Source organism: Microbacterium sp. ABR10 (assembly GCF_057812175.1).
The window spans coordinates 2343156-2361449 of sequence record NZ_CM173821.1; the positions used below are offsets into that span (position 1 = coordinate 2343156).

Here is an 18294-nt window from a genome sequence, read left to right on the forward strand (position 1 = left end):
ACCCGGGGTAGGAAAGGTCCAGCTATGAAGATCACCGGCTACCGGCTGATCAACACCACCGTCGATTGGGGCCGCCCCGTCGGCGACGTGAACGGCTTCATCGCCTCGGGCATCACTGCCCTCCCCATCGTGATCGTCGAGACCGACGAGGGGATCGAGGGGGTGGGGATGGGGATGCACGACGGCATCCCCCAGCTGTTCGAGGCGGTCGAGGGAGAGGATCCTCGAGCCACCTCGGCGCTGTATGACCGGATGATCTCTCGAATGTTCAAGAACGGCCACGGGGGTGCGACCTTCGGTGGGATCGGCGCCCTCGACACCGCCTTCTGGGACATCAAGGCGAAGTCGGCGGGGCAGCCTCTGTGGCGTCTCCTGGGCGGGCGCGATCGGTTCGTCCCCGGTTATGCATCGGGGCTCGACATCGCCCTCGATTCGGACGCGCTCGGCGCCTACTACCGCACCATGAGCGATCGGGGATTCACCGCCGCCAAGCTCAAGGGCGGTCGGGACGTGCAGCACGATTCCGAGCGACTTGCGCTGGTACGCGACGTCCTCGGCCGCGCGACCGACGAACCGTTGGTCATGCTGGATGCCAATGAGTCCTGGAATCTGACTCAAGCCGTTCGCTACATCCGCCACCTCGAAGAGACGGTGGAGCTGGCCTGGATCGAGGAACCACTGCGACGGTGGGATGCGCAAGGACTCCGCCGGCTCCGCGACAGCGTCGCGCCTGCCGTCGCCACCGGAGAGAACCTGACAGGACTGGAGCAGTATCAACAGCTCTTCGACGCCCAGGCGGTCGACATCGTGCAGTCGTCCGCGGTCTGGGGTGTGACGCACGGTCTTCGCGTCGCCATCGCCGCTCATGCGCGCGACCTCGTCGTCAGCCCGATCGGCATGGGATCCAACCCGGCGGTCTCGAGTGTGGCCACCGCCATCCCCAACCACCTCATGACCGAGGTCACGACGCCGCGCATGCCCGCTGGCATCCGCCTCGACTACGAGGTCGCCGACGGTGGACTCGTCCTCGGCGATCTCCCCGGCGCCGGCGTCGTGGTCGATGCCGGAGTCGGACACGGTGCCGCCGATTACGTGTGGGGCGGCGCCACCGGACCGCACGTGCGCAGCAGCCGAGCGGGCCTCGAGTTGAGTGTGCGCCTCCCGTCCCGGACCGTTTCCCCGGAGTAGCATGCACCCTATGCCTTCCGCCTCGTTCGATGAGCATGTGTTGCGCCCGAAGAGGGGACATATCGATCGCATCGGCGTTCGCGTTCTCGAAGAGCTCGTCGAGATGATCGTCACCGGAACCGTCGCTATCGGCGAGTTCCTCCCTCCGGAACAAGCATTGTGCGACGAGTTCGGCGTGAGTCGGACGGTCATCCGAGAGTGCATCAAGCGGATCCAGGAGAAGGGACTCATCCTGGTCACGCAAGGGCGCGGAACGCAGGTGCGCCACTTCAGCGACTGGAATGTGTTGGACCCGGACGTCTTCGATGCTCTCGTGCGACATGATGCCTCGCTCGGCGTGCTCGACGAAGTGAGCGTGGTGCGTGCGGCGCTGGAGGGTGTGATGGCGAGCGAGGTGGCCGCGAACGGAAGCGCTGAGGCGCTCCTCACGATCGAAGAGCACCTGAAGGACATGCGACGTCTGCAAGGCGATAGCGTCGCCTTCCTGGAAGCCGACAAGCAGTTCCACTTCGCCACCATGGTCGCCAGCAAGAACCGGATCGCAGGGATAATCGCGCGCTCGTTCTTCGTCCGACCACTGCAATCAGCCCGGTGGGAGGGAAACATCCCCGCGGATGGATTGAAGCGCACACTGGACGAACACGAACGCGTCTTCGCAGCCATCCACGCTCGCGACGCCCGTGCAGCCCGCGTCGCGATGGAGGAGCACATCCTGGGTTCGTGGCGCCGCCGCCGCCCCCTCGACGGAGACCACCACCTCAGTCCCTGAGGCCATCGAGGTGGAACACCTCGGGTAGCGGGAGCCACCGGGCCTGCTCGGCGCCATCGACGGGTGCCTGGAGCGTCGCCATCAGGGCGTTCCATTCGATGCAGGCGGGTATCAGGTCGAGTGCGGCGAGGTCGCCCTCGTAGTCCGTGCCCTCGTACTCCCAATACGAGAACAGCAGCGTCCCGTACCGATAGATCGAATAGGTGCGGATGCCGGCGGCGGATATCGCCGCGAGCACGTCGGGCCACACCTCGCGGTGGTACCGCTCGTACTCGGCGATTGCGGACCCGCGGAGACCGATGACAGCACCCGCTCGACGCACCGTGGACATCTCGGACATCGTCTTTCCTCCTCCTGTGAAGCACGTACGATTCTCGGTCGTTCTCCCGCCGTGGTCGTCGAAACCGGCGGGGCCTCCTCGCCGCGGATCGACGTCCGACGCTCCCGTCCGGGACGGAGTGTCCAGACGGGAGCGTCGTCGACCCGGAGCATGCGCGGGCGGTGAATCGGCCACGTTCCCGCGGCCGATCCTCACGCCACGATTGCGAACCTCATCGGCACTGCACTGCGGCGTACGGGGCCGTCCGCGTCCACGAACTGCCGCCCGCCTCCACTGTGGCGGTGATCTGCCCCGACGGCAGGACCGCCGTTCGGCTGTTCACCGTCGCGGTGACCGTCTTGTTCGTGGTGACCTGCGCGAACGACTTCTCGCCGTAGGGCGAGGCCAACGTCGCATCGAGCGGAGCCTGCCCGTTGTTGCGGAGGGACATCAGGACGTACGCCTTCCCTCCCACGCACCGCGACTCCGCCTTGACGGTGAAGGCCGGGGTGGTGACGAATGCGCTCGCTGTCGATCGAGCACCCTCGCCGACAACATTGACGGCCGACACGACGTAGGCGGCCCTCGTTCCCGGCGCGATCCCCGTCACACGCACCTGCGCAGCCCCGGCTGCCGCGACGGCGACGGGCGCGGCACCGCCCGTGGCGTACACGCGGTACTCGAGCACGGCACTTCCCCCGTTCGACGAGGGGGCAGTCCACGAGACGAGAACGTCATCTCCGTCGGACACCGCGCTGACGGCCGTCGGTGCTGCGGGGGCGGTGGTGACGGGCGGGCTGATGATTCGCCACACCTGGTTGACGGCGTCGGTGCAGGTCCACAAGCCGATCCTCGTTCCCACGCTGTTGCCGCCGCCCAGGCCGTCGGCGCACAGGCCCGACCCGACTCCGACGAGATTGCCGTTGCTGATGATCTCCCATTTCTGGTCGGGCGATCCCGTGCAGTCCTGCGCCGCAAGCGGGGTCTCGAGCGCGCGGTTGCCGCCCTCCGCTGCGAGGCATTTGTCGAGCACGCGCAGCTCACGCTCCGCCGTGTAGGTGAATGACTGGTCGGCTCCGCCGTCGCAATTCGCAAGCGCGCCGCGCGAACCCGAACCGCCGACGTCGATGCACCGGCCCGCTCGGGTTTCGGTGATCTTCGCGTTGGTCGGTGCGGCATCGGTACGCCAGATGACGCCCGTCGAGGGGGACGACGCCGCGCCTGCCGAGTCGAGGGTGAACAGACGGTACTTGCCCGGGGTCGCAGGAACGGCGATGGACTCCGCCGAACCGGACGCCGTCGTGATCGTCGCTCCAGGCACGAACGACGTCGTCCCCTCCGGTGCGATCCAGACCGAGCGGGTCGGGTCAGCCGAGCGCCTGATCGGGATCGATGCGCTGCCGCTCTCCACGCGCACGCTCGTCGGCAACACCTGATCGGCCGACGACAGCACCGGTGGTGCCAGGAGGTCCCAGTACTCCGGCTGCAGACCGGAACCGAGGGCGACGTCGTACGCCTCACGCGGCCAGATCTTGTCGGGGAACACCAGCAGGTTGTCGATACGACTCTGGGGAACGACGGCCTCGTAGATCTTGTTGTTGGGCGACCAGGTGTTGGTGATCGTCAGGTTGTTCTGCCGACCCCACACCCCCGAGTTCAAGGCCCACAGCACACCCTCGGAGATGTTCAGGACGTTCTTGTCCCATCGGAGTGAGGCGGATCCCTCGTCAGGGTGCAGGCCGTAGGTGTGACCCGCGCGTACGCCCTGGATGTAGTTGCTCGACAGCTCGGTGCCCGGCTGCGACCCGAGCGTGTAGATGGGAGCGGAGTCAGCGAGTGCGCCCATGGTGTCGTAGAACGCGTTGTATCGAACGGAGTTGTCGCGCGCGACGGTGGTCGGTACTCCGGGGCGGACCGAGTTCGCGTCGCCGTCGAAGTCCTTCCAGCCCCAGCCCAACGAGATTCCGTTCCAGGTCGTCTTCTCTACACGGTTGTGTTCGAAGACGAGCCCGTCCAAGAAATAGGCCGCGACGACGGGCGATCCCGCGAAAAGGGTGCCGGTGTCGTAGAGGTAGTTGTTGGTGACCCGGATGTCGGTGGGCGCACCCTCAACGCCAGGCATGTACTTCTCCCCGTTCGTGGGCGTGCCGTCGCCGATGTAGACATGCTGGGGGTGGCCGATGCTGATCGCCGTTCCGCCGATGTCGCTCGTCGAGTTCCCCGTGACGTCGCTGTCGACGACGTCGTTCATCAGGCTGAGGCCGTCGGCACCGGCGTGGTTCACGCTGTTGCGCGTGAACGAGAGCCCGCTTGCACTGGACACCTCGATGGCTGCCGGAGCAAGATCGACATTTCGGTACTCGTACTGGTGCCAATTGCTCTTGGCATAGGCCACGTTCGACAGGTTGGACTGCGTCGCCTGCTTGACCATCGAACCGTCGACCGTCGCGAGGTTCCAGTCGGTGTGTTCGACCGTCAGACCCTCGAAGCTGAGGTTCTGGATGCGATCTGAAGTCGAGTTTCCGGCGATATCGAGAACGGTCTCGAGCTTGTTGGGCGCCACCACCGGAGTCTTCGCCATGTCCACACCGGACGCGGCCTTGTAGAAGACGGTCTGAGCGGCACGGTCGAAGTAGAACTCGCCCGCGGCGTCGAGGAACTCGTAGGCATTGCTGATCGTGTGCGTGCCCCCCGTGGCGAAGGGCCCGTACATCGCCCCCATCGCGATCGCCGCACCCGGTTGTTGCAGTCGCAGCAGACGTTGGTTTCCTCCCGAGATGGTGTCGACCGCGCGCACACCGACCAGGGCCGTCGTCCAGGTCGTCGCGCTGGTGATCTCCACGTCATTCACGTTGCGAGTGATGGCGGGAACGGACCCCGCGTCATACGCGATGCCATCGCATTCGGTACCCGACTCCCATGCCCAGGGAGCCTGACCGGCTGTGATGGAGTATGTCCCGACGCATCCCCGCGACGACACCGTGGTGCTCGCCATCGTGGCACGCCGCCCATCGACGTAGAGCGACCGGAGCTTGCTGTCCCGGGCGAGAGGCGCCTTCCACACGTCGCCATCGTGCCGCGTCCACCCCGACACCGCGGTTCCCGCTTCCAGCACGGGGCGCTCCCCCTCGGCGGCGGCGTAGATCACGCGATGCCCGTTGGTGCCGGAATCCTCCACCGTGAAGTCGATGGTCTGCGTGATGGGGTAGGTACCACCTCGGAGGAGGACGCGGATGTCGCCCGTCATGTCGTCGTTGACGGCGCGCACGGCATCCCGTGCCCTTTCCAGGGTCTTGAAGGGTGACGCCGACGAGCCGTCGGCGGAGTCATCGCCTTGAGGATCCACCGTGAACGTGATCGCCGCTGCGGCGTTGGCAGGGGCGGGCTGAGCCCACACCACCCCGGCGAGCGACACAGTGATCGCCGCGAGCCCCGCAATCAGCGCCCGCCACCGAAAAGTACTCATGAACGTCTCATCGTTGAGCATCGTTGATCTCCTCAGACCACTACACCCGCCATTGCAGCAGGCATACCTATGACATCCTACCAATACGGTTTCATTCCGTTCAAGACCGCGTCTCCGGGGCCGCGAACGCCATCTCGCATACCGAGAGGTCGGATATCGCGGGTGCCTATCGAGTCGGTCGCGGCGTGAGTCCGCCGAACGAACCCGACGCGGATCAGGCCGGATCGACGCACACGACCCTGGATCGCCCTGAGGCTCCCCGCCCCGCCATCACGAGCCTCTCGACGACTCGAGGCTTGCACGGTGCCGAGAACGGCGTCGCAGGACGACCCCTCCCGCGAGGGCGACACCGCCTGCCGCGAGAAGGAGGCTCGCCACTGCCCCGCCCGTCCGCGGTAGTGCCTCGATGCCGCAGATGATCGTGCAGTCGTCCTGCGGCAGTGGACTCGACGCGGGTCGAGGTGAGATGCGCACCGTGACGCTCGCGGCCGAATCCGGGCAATCCTCGGCACCGGTCGACGCGGACCCGCAGAGCAGAGCGGGAACCAGCAGGATGACACCGACCATCGCTGTCGTCCGCGAGGTGGCTCGCACCGTTCGCGTCCTCACGATGCGGATCGGTCGCCGGTCACCGACGCGGCTGCCTCGCGGACGCCCTCCTCACGCGCCTGGGCGATCAACGCGCGCACGCGTCGGCGGTTGCGGATCGTGCTCCAGGTGAGGCCGCCGACGATGAGACCCGCACCGGCCATCAGGAGGAGCTGAGGAAGCGGCGGCGCCCACACGGTCGTCCCGCCACGGGCGACGATCGAGGGCACCTGCTCGCCGTCGAGAGCGATTCCGGTGAGATCGGCAGACGCGTCCACCGGCACCAGGAACAGGGGCACGACGTCGGCGATTCGAACCGCGAAGCGTCGACTCTCGCCTGGAAGAAGTTCCTGGGCCTCGGCGCCCGAATCGGGGAAGGCGACCGACGTTCCGCCGATGTCGATACGCCCCGCGATGACGAGGCGAGTGTTGCCGGTGTTGGTGAGGACGACCTCTGCGTCCACCGTTCCACCGGAGAAGGGGTTCCATGCCGTCGTGTACGCCGCGGTGACGGACGTCACCTCCGCGCTCGGCGCGAGCGCCCCCGTCACCCGCGTCATCACCCGAAAACCGACGCGACCGTTCACGCCCACCGCGGCACCCCCCGCATCAGCGGCCGTGGTCGTTACCGACGCGGCAACCCCGGCGGCGTGGTCGCCGGGTTCGGCATTGTCGGGAACGGTCGTGGTGAAGGGGACGATCTCGGTCTCATCGGGCCCCACGGTGATCGAGGGGGCGATCGAGATCCAAGTGCCCGCCGCGACGGATTCCTCGCTCGCGGGGAGCATCGTGAACCGCCCCGTGTCGGTGAAGTAGCCGTCTGCCGCGGTGAGGGCGAAGGTGACCGGCTCGGTGCTCAAGTTACGCAGGACGAGGTGTTCTTCGCTGCGCGCTCCGGGGGCGAGCTCCTGCTCGATCCACGAGCGTCCGTCGGGGCCGGACTCGGTGCCCGGTCGTACCGACCAGGTCACCGGTGATGACGCGGAAGCGTCCGCCGTCTCCGCGTCGGCTGCACCGACCGGCATGACAGACGCGAGAGCGGAGAGGATGACGGCGCTCAGGGCCGTGAATGTGGCGCGACGGATGGCAGAGCTGTACGGCATGGAGGCGGCGGGTCCGGTTCGTTCGGGAGGTGGCGGCGCCGGATGGCGCCGCCACCGGAGTCACTCGAAGAGCGACAGCGTGAGGGTGGAGGAGTACGTTCCGGAGTCCGTGGTGACCGGCACCTTCAGGAACAGATCGGCATCCGCCTTCCACGTTCCGACCGCCTCGGCAGAGTCGTTCGCGAGGGCGAGCAGCTCCTGGTCGACGAGGCCGACGTTGTTCGGTGCCGGGTCGAGAACCGTGCCCACCTCGGGACCGGCCGCGACCAGTCCGGTGCCGTCGGGGTCGGCGACCTCGGGGGTCCAGCCGAAGTGGCCGGCGCTGATCGGGTCCTGGCCGGAGTCACCGACGAAGTCCGTCGAGGTACCGACGACGTACCAGAACGCGCCGGCCGGGATCTCGTCAGGGGTGCGCGTGTCGGTCACGGTGACCGTGGGCAGCGCCCCCCTGAACTGACGGACGGTTCCCGTCGATCCCGACTCGGTCAGCGTCGCGGAAGATCCGTCGACCGTCATGGCCAGGACGCCGGGGGTGGTGATGTCGGCGATGTCGACCGAGACGTCGACGTCGCTGTCAGGCCCCACGGGATCGGCGGCGAATGCGGCGCTGGCGACGCCGCCCATCATGACGCATCCGACGACGACGGCCGACGCTCGGATAACGAGGCTACGCGTGCTCATTGGTGTTCTCCATCTCTCGACCGGCGAGACGTCGGTCGGTCCTGGTGCGCGATCGGCGGGTCCGATCGCAGGTTGTGGGGGGTCAACCGAGATCGTCGATCGCGGAAGACAGGTCGGCGGTGGCGGTGCTCAGTTGCGTCGCCGTCGCGGAGGGATCGTTCATCACCGACGCAGCGGCCCGGAGGTCGACGGTGAACGCCTCCCAGGCCGCGGCCGAGTATGCCTGCTTGTCGAGAGCGTCGGCACGCTGCAGCTGTGCTTGCAGACCGGCCCGCTCGGCGGACGCGGCGAGAGGAGCGCTGACGGACAGGTAGTCCAGCTCGATCTTCGACCCCCCTTGGGCAGTTGCCGCGTTGCGGATCTGCACCGTGTGGGAGCCGTTGCTCAGGCCGGTGACCGAGGCGAGCAGCACCTGATGGGCGTCCGAGGCGTCGTTCGTGGGAACGGCCGCCTTCTCGACCCCGTCGACCGACACGATGACCGTGCCCCAGGTTCGACGGCTGTTCGCGTCGTTCTTGGTTCCGTAGACGTCGACCCCGGTGCCCGTGAAGGTGTAGGTCGCCGTAGCACCCGGCCCACTCTCGACGTAGTGCAGTGTTCCGTTGCGGTTGCGGCTGTCCTGGTTCCAGACGCCCCACCCGGAGGAGTACGTGATCCCGGGATCCGCGTCGTCGACGACGGTTCTCGTCGTGGAGTCACCGTAGACCCTGATCTGCGTAGTCGCGCTGATCCCGCTTCCGTCCGTGGCGGTGGCCGTCACCGTGACCGTTCCGTTCTTGCTCCCGGCGGTCACGGTTCCTGCGGCGTTCACGGTGGCGAGCGACGAGTCGTTCACGCTCCACACGACCCCGCGGTTGCTCGCGTTCGACGGCGAGGCCTCGGCGACCAGCCGCAGCGTTCCCCCCGCGGCGCCGATGCTGCGGGAGCCGGAGAGAGAGTCGATCCGGATGGACTGCACCGGAACAGCGCTGTCATCCCGCACGCGGAACGCGTCGAACTCGATCTTGCTTCCGCCCGCCGGGCTGGACGCCCCGGTGGCGACGACCTTCAGCCGGTGGACTCCCTTCGGGAGGTTGTCGATGATCAGATGCTCCTGCTGAACCTTCGAGGTGGCGGAGTACAGGCTGTACGGCTGCGCCCCGACCTTCTCTCCGTCGACGTAGAAATCGACCGACGTGAACGACGTGTTCATGGGCGAGATGAACGAGACACCCGTGCCGACGAAGTCGAGCGAGATGGATTCTCCCCCGGTCGTCTGCTCGATGAACTTGATCGTTCCGTTCAGATGCTTGGACTCGTTCCAGTTCCCCCACGCGCCGGTGTAGGTCAGCCGCGAACTCCGATCATCGATGACGCCGATCGCCCGGATGTCCACGACCTGTACCGGCAGGGACGGCCGCGACGTACCGGATCCGACTCGGGTGGAGACCCGGTAGCGGTACTCCCCCGCGCCTGACGCGGCGGACTCGTCGACGAAGGACGTTCCGGATGCCGCATCCGTGATCACCTGGAAGTCGCCGTCGCCGACCTTGCGCTCGACCACGAAGCTCGCCGATCCGGGAGCCCCGGCCGCCCAACGGACGTCGACAGCGGTGTCCGAGGTGCGCAGCGCAGCCACGTCGGTCGGCGTCGAGGCGAAGGTGCCGACCGCCGGCAGGGAGGTGACGGTGTAGCTCTGGCCTGCCACGGTCGGGAAGGAGATGCGGTCCTGGGAGATGACCGTCGGAGCGATCCGCTTTCCTGACCCGTCGGTCACCGTGCCGAGAGAGATGCCCGGGTAGTCGCCGACGAAGTCGCCTCCGGACCGCGACGTCACGCTCACCGTTGTGGCACGACCCTGCGCCCAGTCGATGCCCAGCTCGAAGTCGCCCCGAGCCACGATCCCGTCGACCGATCCGGAATCCCAGTCAGTCGGCAACGCGGGGAGGAGAGAGACGTACCCCATGTTGCTCTGCATGAGCATCTCGTTCACTCCGGCGGTGTAGCCGAAGTTGCCGTCGATCTGGAAGGGCGGGTGCGTGTCGAAGAGGTTGGCGTAGATACCCGTGCGCAGGAGCTGCTCGATGATCTTCAGCGAGCGGTCACCGTCACCGATTCGAGCCCAGGCGTTCAAGCGCTGCGCGATTCCCCAGCCGGTCGCGGCATCGCCGCGATCGTTCAGGGAGACCTCGGCCGCCTGCAGGTACTCGGGGGTTTCGACCGAGATCAAGTCGCCAGGGTACAACCCGAGCAACTGCGAGATGTGGCGGTGATTGGACTGTGCCCCGGACACGCTGCCGAGAGTTGTCTCCTCGTACCACTCCTTGATCTGACCGCTGGCGCCGACCTCCACGGGCACGAGACGCGCCTTGGTCGCCTCCCAGGTCTGGACGAGGTCCGCGTCGAGGCCGAGCTTCTCGGCCGCGGTGATGACGTCGGAATAGAGCTGCCAGATGAGCTGCTCTTCGTAGAAGTTGCCGTTCGTGATGGGACCGTGCTCCGGTGAGTACGTCGGCGACGACACGAGCATGCCGGTCGCGGCATCTTCCACCAGGGTCTGGTCGTAGTACCGGGTCGCTTCTTTCATCATCGGGTAAATGACGTCGCGGAGGTAGGTCTCGTCACCGGTGTACTCGTAGTACTCGTACACGTTCTGCAGGATCCACGGCACGGCCGCTGGTGACCAGCCCCAGGTGAACTGCCACCCCGGGGTCGTCCATCCGAAGGGCGTGTTCTGGGTGTGGGCGGTGAAGCCGTTCTCCGGGTTGTCCGGCGTGCTCGCCACGCCGCCGTAGATCTCCGCGGTCACTCGACCGGGCTCACGCAGGCCCTCCACGTAATCGACGAGAGGCGTGGCGGTCTCGGCGAGGTTGCCCGAGTAGGCCGGCCAGTAATTCATCTGGAGGTTGACGTTCATGTGGTAGTCCGACCCCCAGGGAACGGGACTGCCCGAGTTCCCCGTGTTGCGGTCGGCCCAGATGCCCTGCAGGTTGGAGGGAAGAGTGCCCTCACGCGAGGACTCGATGCCGAGGTAGCGCCCGTACTGGTACAGCACCACCTCGAGGGTGCGCTTCTCGACGTCGGTGGCGGTGGAGTTGCGGTACTTCGCGAGCAGGTCGTCGGTGGCATCCGTCGACAGCTGTCCACCCAGGGTCAGATCTACGCGCGAGTACAGCTCGCGGTAGTCGGCCAGATGCCGATCGCGCACCGTCGAGTAACCGTCGGCGGCAGCCAGGTCGACGCGGGTGCGCACCTCCGATGCGACATCGGCGTCACTCTGCCCGGTGCGATAGTTCGGGTAGACGTCTTCGTAGTCGGTCGACGCCGTGACGTAGAGCAGCACCTCGTCAGCATCGCGGATACGCATCTGCGTGCCGTTCGCGCTGACGGTTCCCCCCGAGGGGACCGCCTTCACGATCGCATTGTGCTTGAGCTGGTTGTCGGCCAGCGCACCCGAAACCGTCAGGGTGTCGCCGCTGACGACCGTGGACGCTCCTCCGAGTGCGAAGTCGAAGGCCACGTCGATGTCGAGAGCGCCCGCCTGAGAGGCCGTCAGACGCACCACCATCACGTTGTCGGGGTAGCTCGTGAAGAAATCGCGCGTGTACCGCACCCCGCCGCGGTCGAACGCCACGGAGGCGGTCGCCGTCTCGAGGTCGAGAGAGCGCTGGTAGTTCGAGACCCCGGATCCGTCGAATCCGTAATCGAGCCAGAGATCGCCGTACGACTCGTACGCGCCGTACCCGTTCTCGCCACCGACCAGTGCGCTCTGCGCCAGGTTCTGGGCCTCAGCCGTCTGTCCATTGGCGAACAGTCGCTGGACCTCGCGCAGAGCCTCGCCATTGCGGCCCTTGTCTTCGAGGTTCCCGCCCACGTAGTCGGGGCGCGAGCTGCTCGGGCCTCCGGTCCACAACGTCTTCTCGTTGAAGACGAGGTGCTCCTTGCCGATCTCTCCGTAGACGGTGGCACCGATGTTGCCGTTTCCGATCGGCAGCGTGCGCTGCTGCCAGATCTGGTTCTCCGTCGTGCTGGGGAAGGACTCCCCGGGGAAGTTCTCCCGCGCGCCGGCCGAGGCGGGCTCGTCGTACCAGAGACGGGGACCGTACTCGGCGGCCGGCACCGTCTCGGCGTGCGCCTGGTCGCCCGCGCTGACGAACCCGAGCGGTGCCACGAGCGCGGCCGCTACGGCGGCGGTGAGCAAGAGGCGCCGACGAGAGCGGGCTTCAGTGGAATTCGTCATGGTTCCGTTCCTGGAAGTACTCGGGATACGACGTGAGAGGGGGGCGCGCATCAGACCGCTCCGCAGGAGAGAGCGGGATAGGGCGCGCTCATCGTGGAGCTCTGACCGTCCGTGGTCCGAGCAGCGACCGTGACAGCACCGGCGGGCATGTTCGTCAGACGCGAGGTCCACGAGACCGAGGTGGACTTCGACGGCGCGAGGGCCGCCACGGATTTCGAGCCATAGCCCGAAGTCAGTTGCAGCGAAACCGACGCCGTCCCGGTGTTCTTGACCGTGACGTAGACGTAGGCCTTGCCTGCCACGCACTTGGAGGTGGCGACGGCTTCGACGCCGGTCGCCGAAGTGGCCTCCACCGTCATGTCGTTCTTCCCCATGGGAATGGTCACCGTCGGCGAGGCGAGCTGCTCCGGGGTCAGCTGGGCGCCTGTCACCCGCCACCCGCGGAAAGACGCAGGATTGCTGGCGGTGATCGTCACCATGTCCGGGGCGGATCCGGTCGAGCCGTCGGCTTTCACGCCCGGCCCGGCGAAGAGTCCGGTCCCGCCGCGGAAGGGGTTCTGCGCTGCGCCCGCGCTCGGCGCCGCGGTGCCCCCCACGACACGAACGGACGACAGCGGAACGAGTTGCTCGGGCCGCGCACCGTAAACGGCGAGGCCGGTGAATGTGCGTGCCGTGGTGTCCCACCCCGCGGAGCCGGAGCGGAAGTACACGGGCATGCCACGGGTGAGCCCGAGCCGCTGGGCCTGTGCGAGCGGGGCGGCGACGTAGACGCTTCGAAGATTCGCCGCCGAGGTGAAGGGAATCGAGGGGGCCTTCGAGAGGCTGACCGGCAGGGCCCCGTCCAGCAGTGATCGCGTGCTGGCGAACGCACCCGTGCCGATTGCGGAGACGGCGTCGTTGGCCTCGAGACCGGTAGAGGTCAAGGCGGTCGCGCTGGCGAAGGCGAAGTCGCCGATCGACGTCACCGATCGGTTCTGAGCAAGCCCGGTCGAGGTGATCGCCGACGCCCCGCGGAAGGCGTTACGGGCGATCCCCGTGATGCGGTACTGCGCGCCGTCGTGCTGGATGACGGTCGGGATGCCCACATCCCCCGCGGCGGAGGTCCGGATCGCGGGGGAAGAGCCATCTCCGACGCTCACCTCCCCGGGCGCCGAATCCGGCGCCCGGGTGATCGAGAAGGTCGTCGGCAGGGTGGAACCGCCCACGGTGATGCCCGGGGCCGAGAAAGTGTCGCCCTTCTCGGCGGCCGAGACCGCGGTCTGACCCACGAGCGCGGGCACCAGTGCGGCGACCAGGGCAACGGATGCCAGGATCGCCCACCGGCTGCGCGCCGCGAGCAGGGAAGGAGCCGTTGCCGGCGGATAAAGAGCCATTGTTTCGCTTCGCCTCGTTCTCACGTCTTCGTTGGATCAGTTAGCGCAGGTGGTGGCGGGGAAGGAGACCGGCGCGTCGAGGGGGGTACGCCCCTCGGCGGTGGCAGTGACCCTTACGGTGCCCGCGGGGACGGAGCCCTTTCGGGTGCTGAACGACGTGGAAGTCGATTTCGTGGGCTGGATGTTCATCCCGCTCTTCGAGCCGTAGACGGAGCTCAACCCGACGGTCGCCGCCGCAGAGTCGACGTTCTTCGCCACCACGTAGAGCGTGACCTTCCCGGCGACACAGCGCGGGGTGACGGTGGTCTGGATGTTCACCGTCGGCGGCGTCGGGTCGAGGCCGTCGAGCGCTGCCCGAAGTGCCGTTGCACGGGTGGAGTACGCGGCGGTCGTCGCCGCGTTGTCGCGGTAGACCGCGTAGGAGGCATCGAGCTCATCCGCCAGAGTGGCTCGCGGCTGCGGTTCCGCGTCGTTGATCTCCCCGGTTTCGATGACCTCGACCACGTCGGCGACGACCTGGAGCAGGTCACCGTAAGCGCGGGCCGGAGCCGTCGGCACGGGCGCGGTGCCCGTCTCGATGTAGTCGATCCCGATCTTCCCGGCAGAAGTCAGCTCCACCGTGTGCGAGCCCGACGAAAGCCGTTCCGAGGTCCACGCCACGCGGTAGGAGTTGCTGCCGTCCGTGACGCGGGTGGACACCGAGCCCACATCGACTCCGTCGATCTTGACGCCGAAGCCGGTCTGGCTGCCGTCGAACTTGGCGCCGATGCGGACGAACTCGCCCGTGAACTGCAGCGCCATCGTCGATCCGCTTGCTTCGGTGAACGTCTCGGTACCCGCGAAGGCGGAGCTGGTGGGATAGTTCGCCCAGCTGCCGGTCTTGCGCAGCGACCCGCTCTCGCCGTCGACCTTCTGTCCCCACGTGATCGAACTCGCCGGAGTGGCGATGAGCCGGTCCGGATCCGCACTCACGCGCACGAACGACGACAGGGGCTGAAGGTTCTCGGAGTCCCAGACTCCGACCGTGGCGTAGTGCCCCGCGATGGCGGCATCCACGGGGATGACCAGATCGGCATCCGCCGACTTACCCGGGTCGATCGTGAGCTTCTGCGTGCGGATCTCCCGCAGTCGCCCGGAGCCGTCATAGACCTCGATGCCCGCGGTGACGCCGCGGGCGGTGTCGCCCGTGTTGGCCACGCTGACGGCGGCGCGGTAATCCACGCCGGCCTGGAGCTGGTCGGTCATCCCCACGAAAGAGCTGCGCAGTCCGCTCTGCGGCGCGGTGATGTCACGGATCGCTCCGAGCAGACGCAGATCGGCCCAGTCGGTGTGATCCATGCGGTCGGATCCGTTGGTCTCGGTCACCAACCGCAGCTGCGTGACGTCGCTGACGGAGAGGTCGAATCGCTCGGTCGCGGTCCCCGACAACTCGCGCGAGAAGATCAGCTGGCCGTCGGCGTAGATCTCGAACAGCGCGTCGCCCTGGTCTGCTTCGTCGTCGATGCCGGCGATGCCCACGAGACGCGAGTACTTCGCGTCGAGGTCGACGACCGCCACACTCTCGGCGTGCAGGCCGACGCCCTTCGCGTACGTCGTCCCGCCCACCCGGATGGGGTTCCCATCGGCGGAGCGGTCCTTCTGCTTCGACCCGTAACCGGTGGTCACGTCGTTGGCGTAGTCGAGGATGTCCGAAACGTACACGCCGTCGGCGGAGTACTGCGGGCTCTGAGCGGCGTCGTTACCGAAGACCTGAAGCTCGGCGAGACCCGCGCGCTGGGTCGAGGTGAGCGCGGGGAACGAGACCCGGATCGACTTCGCGTAGAGCCCGTCGAGCGACTCTTCGCGGGGGCGGCTTCCGACGGTGCTCGCCGTGTACGTTGCGACCGTGGTCCAGGCATCGTCCGCCCCCTGCACCTCGAGGGTGTAAGGCAGAGCCGCTCCCTGGAAGTCCAGTCGCACCTTGTAGACGTACTGGGCGACCTCCAAGAACGAGGCGATGCTCTGCCCCGATCCGGTCGACGCTGCCAACCAGCTCGTAGCAGGGTTGCCGTCGGCGGCGAGCGCTCGTCCGTTTCCGGACTGCTCCGAGGTCGCGGTGAGCGGACGCGAGAGGGCCTTGTTCACGTCGCCGTACTGCGTCGGCGCAGCGATAGAGGTCTGCTGGCCGCCCCAGAGGCTGGCGTTCCCGAAGTTCTCCGGCTCCGTGTCATCCGCCGATCCGGCGACCGCTTCGGTGGTCACCTGGAACGTGGCGTCCGCCAGTCCCTCGGATGACGCTGTGATGGTCGACGTCCCCGCGAAGGCTGAGCGGAACGCCACGGCGCCCTTCCCGTCGAACAGGTTCAGTCCGGGGGTGAAGGAGTAGCTCTTGCCCCCGGGCAGGATGCCCGGACCATCGGTCACCGTCAAGGTGACGGGACGCGCGTCGTTCACCCAGGCTCCCGCGCTGTTACGCAGGGTCACGACCAGTTGCGTGTCGGAGCGTCCGTCATCCGTGATGGTGTCGCTGGAGTACTTCGACGGAGCGAGCGTCATCGCGGTTGCCGCGCCCTGGACGGACGACTCGCGGGCCACGGAAACGGGGTCGGCGACGATCGCCTCGTCGGTCCACCGCTGCTTGTTGGCACGGAACCAGTACCACTGGTCCTTCGGAAGCCTGCTGAAATCGATCATGCCCATACGGGCGAGACCCGCACCGCCGATGGTGCCGTGATCGAAACCGGCCCAGATGGTGAGTCCGGCGCTGCCGGTGGTGAGGTCGAACTCCTGCCGATCACCGGAACTGGCCACGTAGTCGTAGTGCGGGTCGTACGAGCCCGGACGATCCGAGGTGTACGAACCGTACTCGGCCACGAGGTTCGGCATCCGCGTGTTCTCGATGTCGCCGCCGTCGCCGTTGTATCCGGCGATGTCGCTGACGCTCAGTTCGTCGTACCCGCTTCGCTGCACACCACCCATGCCGGCCTTCCGCGTGGGATCCAGCTTGTGCGAGAGGTCGCGGAGTCGGCTGACGAGGGCCTTCGCCTTGGCCTGGGTGGAATCGGAGGTGAAGAAGACCTCGTTGCCCATCGACCAGTTGATGATGGAGGGGTGGTTGCGGTTCACCCGGATCATGGCCACGAGGGCGTCTTCGACGCTCTTCTCGAACGCGGCCTCATCGGCGGGGTTCTGCGGGTAGGCGTCGCGCAGCCAGTCGCTGGGACGATCGATCGGGTCGGCATCCTTGCCGGCTTGTCCGCCCATGCCCCAGAACACGCCTTCCGACCAGTACATGACGCCGAGTTCGTCGGTCGCCTGCACGTAGTCAGGGTCGTGAGGATAGTGGGATCCTCGGATGAGGTTCATGCCGGCCTCGCGGATCATCTCCACGTCGCGATGGAAAGCGCTGTTCGGAACGGCGTTCCCCCACCCGGCTTGATCCTGGTGGGCGTTCGCGCCGAACAGCAGGGTCTTCGACCCGTTCAGGTAGAAGCCGTCGGTACGGAACTGCGCGCTGCGGAAGCCGAAGGAGCTGTCGAAGGTGTCGACCACGCGGTCGCCGACGACCACCGAGGTGGTCACGCCGTAGAGCGCCGGGTCGGTGGGCGACCACAGGCGAAGGTCGTCGAGCATGGCGCCCGTGTCGGCGAGTGAACCGCTCGAGGCGTCGATGCTCGCGGTGGCGTCGGCGGCCACCGTGACGCGCTCGGACTCGAAGGTGGCGAGCACCGTGCCGTCCTCATCCGTGACCTCGTGGACGACCGCGACGTCGGCCGGGGTCGAGCCCTCGTTCGTCACCTCGGTCTGCACGCGCACGTTCGAACGACGGGCGTCGATGTTCGCCTGCAGGTCGGTCTGCGACGGGTACTGGCTCAGATCGATGTTGCGGTAGTACGCGGGGTCGCTGGTGTTCCAATCCGGGTTGGTCAGCGCGGGGGTCGTCACCGCGGTGCCGTACCAGTCGACGTGCACCGGGTCGGTGACGTTCAGCGTGACGTCGCGGTAGATGCCGCCGGTGAACTGGTGGTCGCCTGCGCGCGGAGCCAGATCGTGGCGCCACCGGTTGTCGACACTGATGGCGATCTCGTTGGCACCGGACACGACGTAGTCGGAGATGTCGACTTCGAAGCCCGAGAAGCCGCCTTCGTGGGTGGTGACGTTGCGTCCGTTCACCCAGATGTCGGTGACCTGGAACGAACCCTCGAAGTCGAGCTTCAGGACCTTGCCCGCCCACTCCTCGCCGACCTGGAAGGTCTTGCGGTACCAGCCGACGCCGATGAAGAACTTCTCCCCACCGTTGTCACCGCCCACGTTGTAGGGAGCGTCGAAACTGTGGGGCAGTGCGACATCGACCCACGCGGAATCGTCGTAGTCGACGTTCTTCGCGTCGGGGACGTCCTGGCGGATGAACTTCCACTCACGGTTGAAGTTCACCTCGTCGCGAGGGGAATCCGCGCCCGCGGCGGCCGCGACGACGGGAGCCGCCGGCGGGGTCGCGGCGGTCGCCGACGTGGCACTGAGTCCGGAGAGCAGCAGTGCGCTGCTCACGGCGACAGCAACGATGCTGAGCCTCTTCATCGGGGTAACTCCTGGATTGGTCGAACGGCGA

10 protein-coding genes are annotated in these 18294 nt (G+C 67.1%); 2 read left to right on the forward strand and 8 right to left on the reverse strand.

Annotated features, from left to right (window positions below; translation table 11 throughout):
• The first annotated feature begins 24 nt into the window (after positions 1-24).
• Together ACXKZF_RS10875 and ACXKZF_RS10880 are read left to right on the forward strand one after the other, a co-directional pair.
• Positions 25-1188 carry a mandelate racemase/muconate lactonizing enzyme family protein gene (locus ACXKZF_RS10875; protein ID WP_055956840.1) on the forward strand — a complete coding sequence of 388 codons (1164 nt, stop codon included), beginning with the start codon at positions 25-27 and terminating at the stop codon, positions 1186-1188.
• 10 nt (positions 1189-1198) lie between these two features.
• Positions 1199-1957 carry a FadR/GntR family transcriptional regulator gene (locus ACXKZF_RS10880; RefSeq protein WP_055956837.1) on the forward strand — a complete coding sequence of 253 codons (759 nt, stop codon included), beginning with the start codon at positions 1199-1201 and terminating at the stop codon, positions 1955-1957.
• Here ACXKZF_RS10880 and ACXKZF_RS10885 read toward each other — a convergent pair.
• The 8 genes from ACXKZF_RS10885 to ACXKZF_RS10920 form a co-directional block, all read right to left on the reverse strand.
• Positions 1947-2297 (reverse strand): L-rhamnose mutarotase, encoded by a 351-nt coding sequence (locus ACXKZF_RS10885; protein WP_235561282.1) that lies wholly within the window; start codon positions 2295-2297, stop codon positions 1947-1949. The genes ACXKZF_RS10880 and ACXKZF_RS10885 overlap by 11 nt on opposite strands.
• A 211-nt stretch (positions 2298-2508) precedes the next feature.
• Positions 2509-5742: a ricin-type beta-trefoil lectin domain protein gene (locus ACXKZF_RS10890; RefSeq protein WP_488984203.1), complete on the reverse strand. Its 3234-nt coding sequence runs from the start codon at positions 5740-5742 to the stop codon at positions 2509-2511.
• Positions 5743-6012: 270 nt separating this feature from the next.
• Complete coding sequence (locus tag ACXKZF_RS10895; protein WP_488985996.1) at positions 6013-6309, reverse strand: LPXTG cell wall anchor domain-containing protein; 297 nt, start codon at positions 6307-6309, stop codon at positions 6013-6015.
• Positions 6310-6347: 38 nt separating this feature from the next.
• Entirely contained in the window at positions 6348-7433 is a 1086-nt protein-coding gene (locus tag ACXKZF_RS10900; RefSeq protein ID WP_488984204.1) for a hypothetical protein, read from the reverse strand.
• Between the two features lie 60 nt (positions 7434-7493).
• The gene (locus ACXKZF_RS10905) at positions 7494-8114 is read right to left on the reverse strand and encodes a hypothetical protein (protein WP_488984205.1); all 621 of its coding nucleotides are present in this window, start codon (positions 8112-8114) and stop codon (positions 7494-7496) included.
• A gap of 82 nt (positions 8115-8196) precedes the next feature.
• Positions 8197-12333, reverse strand: coding sequence for a glycosyl hydrolase family 95 catalytic domain-containing protein (locus ACXKZF_RS10910; protein WP_488984206.1), 4137 nt, complete (start codon positions 12331-12333; stop codon positions 8197-8199).
• A 50-nt stretch (positions 12334-12383) separates the two neighbouring features.
• Positions 12384-13706, reverse strand: coding sequence for a leucine-rich repeat protein (locus ACXKZF_RS10915; protein WP_488984207.1), 1323 nt, complete (start codon positions 13704-13706; stop codon positions 12384-12386).
• A gap of 36 nt (positions 13707-13742) precedes the next feature.
• Positions 13743-18263 (reverse strand): NPCBM/NEW2 domain-containing protein, encoded by a 4521-nt coding sequence (locus tag ACXKZF_RS10920; protein WP_488984208.1) that lies wholly within the window; start codon positions 18261-18263, stop codon positions 13743-13745.
• Positions 18264-18294: the final 31 nt, after the last annotated feature.

What these genes read in the sequence shown, in the direction of transcription:
- ACXKZF_RS10885 (WP_235561282.1), bottom strand. Translation starts at nt 2,297, where the DNA reads ATGTCCGAGATGTCCACGGTGCGTCGAGCGGGTGCTGTCATCGGTCTC.
- ACXKZF_RS10915 (WP_488984207.1), bottom strand. Translation starts at nt 13,706, where the DNA reads ATGGCTCTTTATCCGCCGGCAACGGCTCCTTCCCTGCTCGCGGCGCGC.
- ACXKZF_RS10875 (WP_055956840.1), top strand. Translation starts at nt 25, where the DNA reads ATGAAGATCACCGGCTACCGGCTGATCAACACCACCGTCGATTGGGGC.
- ACXKZF_RS10880 (WP_055956837.1), top strand. Translation starts at nt 1,199, where the DNA reads ATGCCTTCCGCCTCGTTCGATGAGCATGTGTTGCGCCCGAAGAGGGGA.
- ACXKZF_RS10910 (WP_488984206.1), bottom strand. Translation starts at nt 12,333, where the DNA reads ATGACGAATTCCACTGAAGCCCGCTCTCGTCGGCGCCTCTTGCTCACC.
- ACXKZF_RS10900 (WP_488984204.1), bottom strand. Translation starts at nt 7,433, where the DNA reads ATGCCGTACAGCTCTGCCATCCGTCGCGCCACATTCACGGCCCTGAGC.
- ACXKZF_RS10905 (WP_488984205.1), bottom strand. Translation starts at nt 8,114, where the DNA reads ATGAGCACGCGTAGCCTCGTTATCCGAGCGTCGGCCGTCGTCGTCGGA.
- ACXKZF_RS10895 (WP_488985996.1), bottom strand. Translation starts at nt 6,309, where the DNA reads ATGGTCGGTGTCATCCTGCTGGTTCCCGCTCTGCTCTGCGGGTCCGCG.
- ACXKZF_RS10920 (WP_488984208.1), bottom strand. Translation starts at nt 18,263, where the DNA reads ATGAAGAGGCTCAGCATCGTTGCTGTCGCCGTGAGCAGCGCACTGCTG.
- ACXKZF_RS10890 (WP_488984203.1), bottom strand. Translation starts at nt 5,742, where the DNA reads ATGAGTACTTTTCGGTGGCGGGCGCTGATTGCGGGGCTCGCGGCGATC.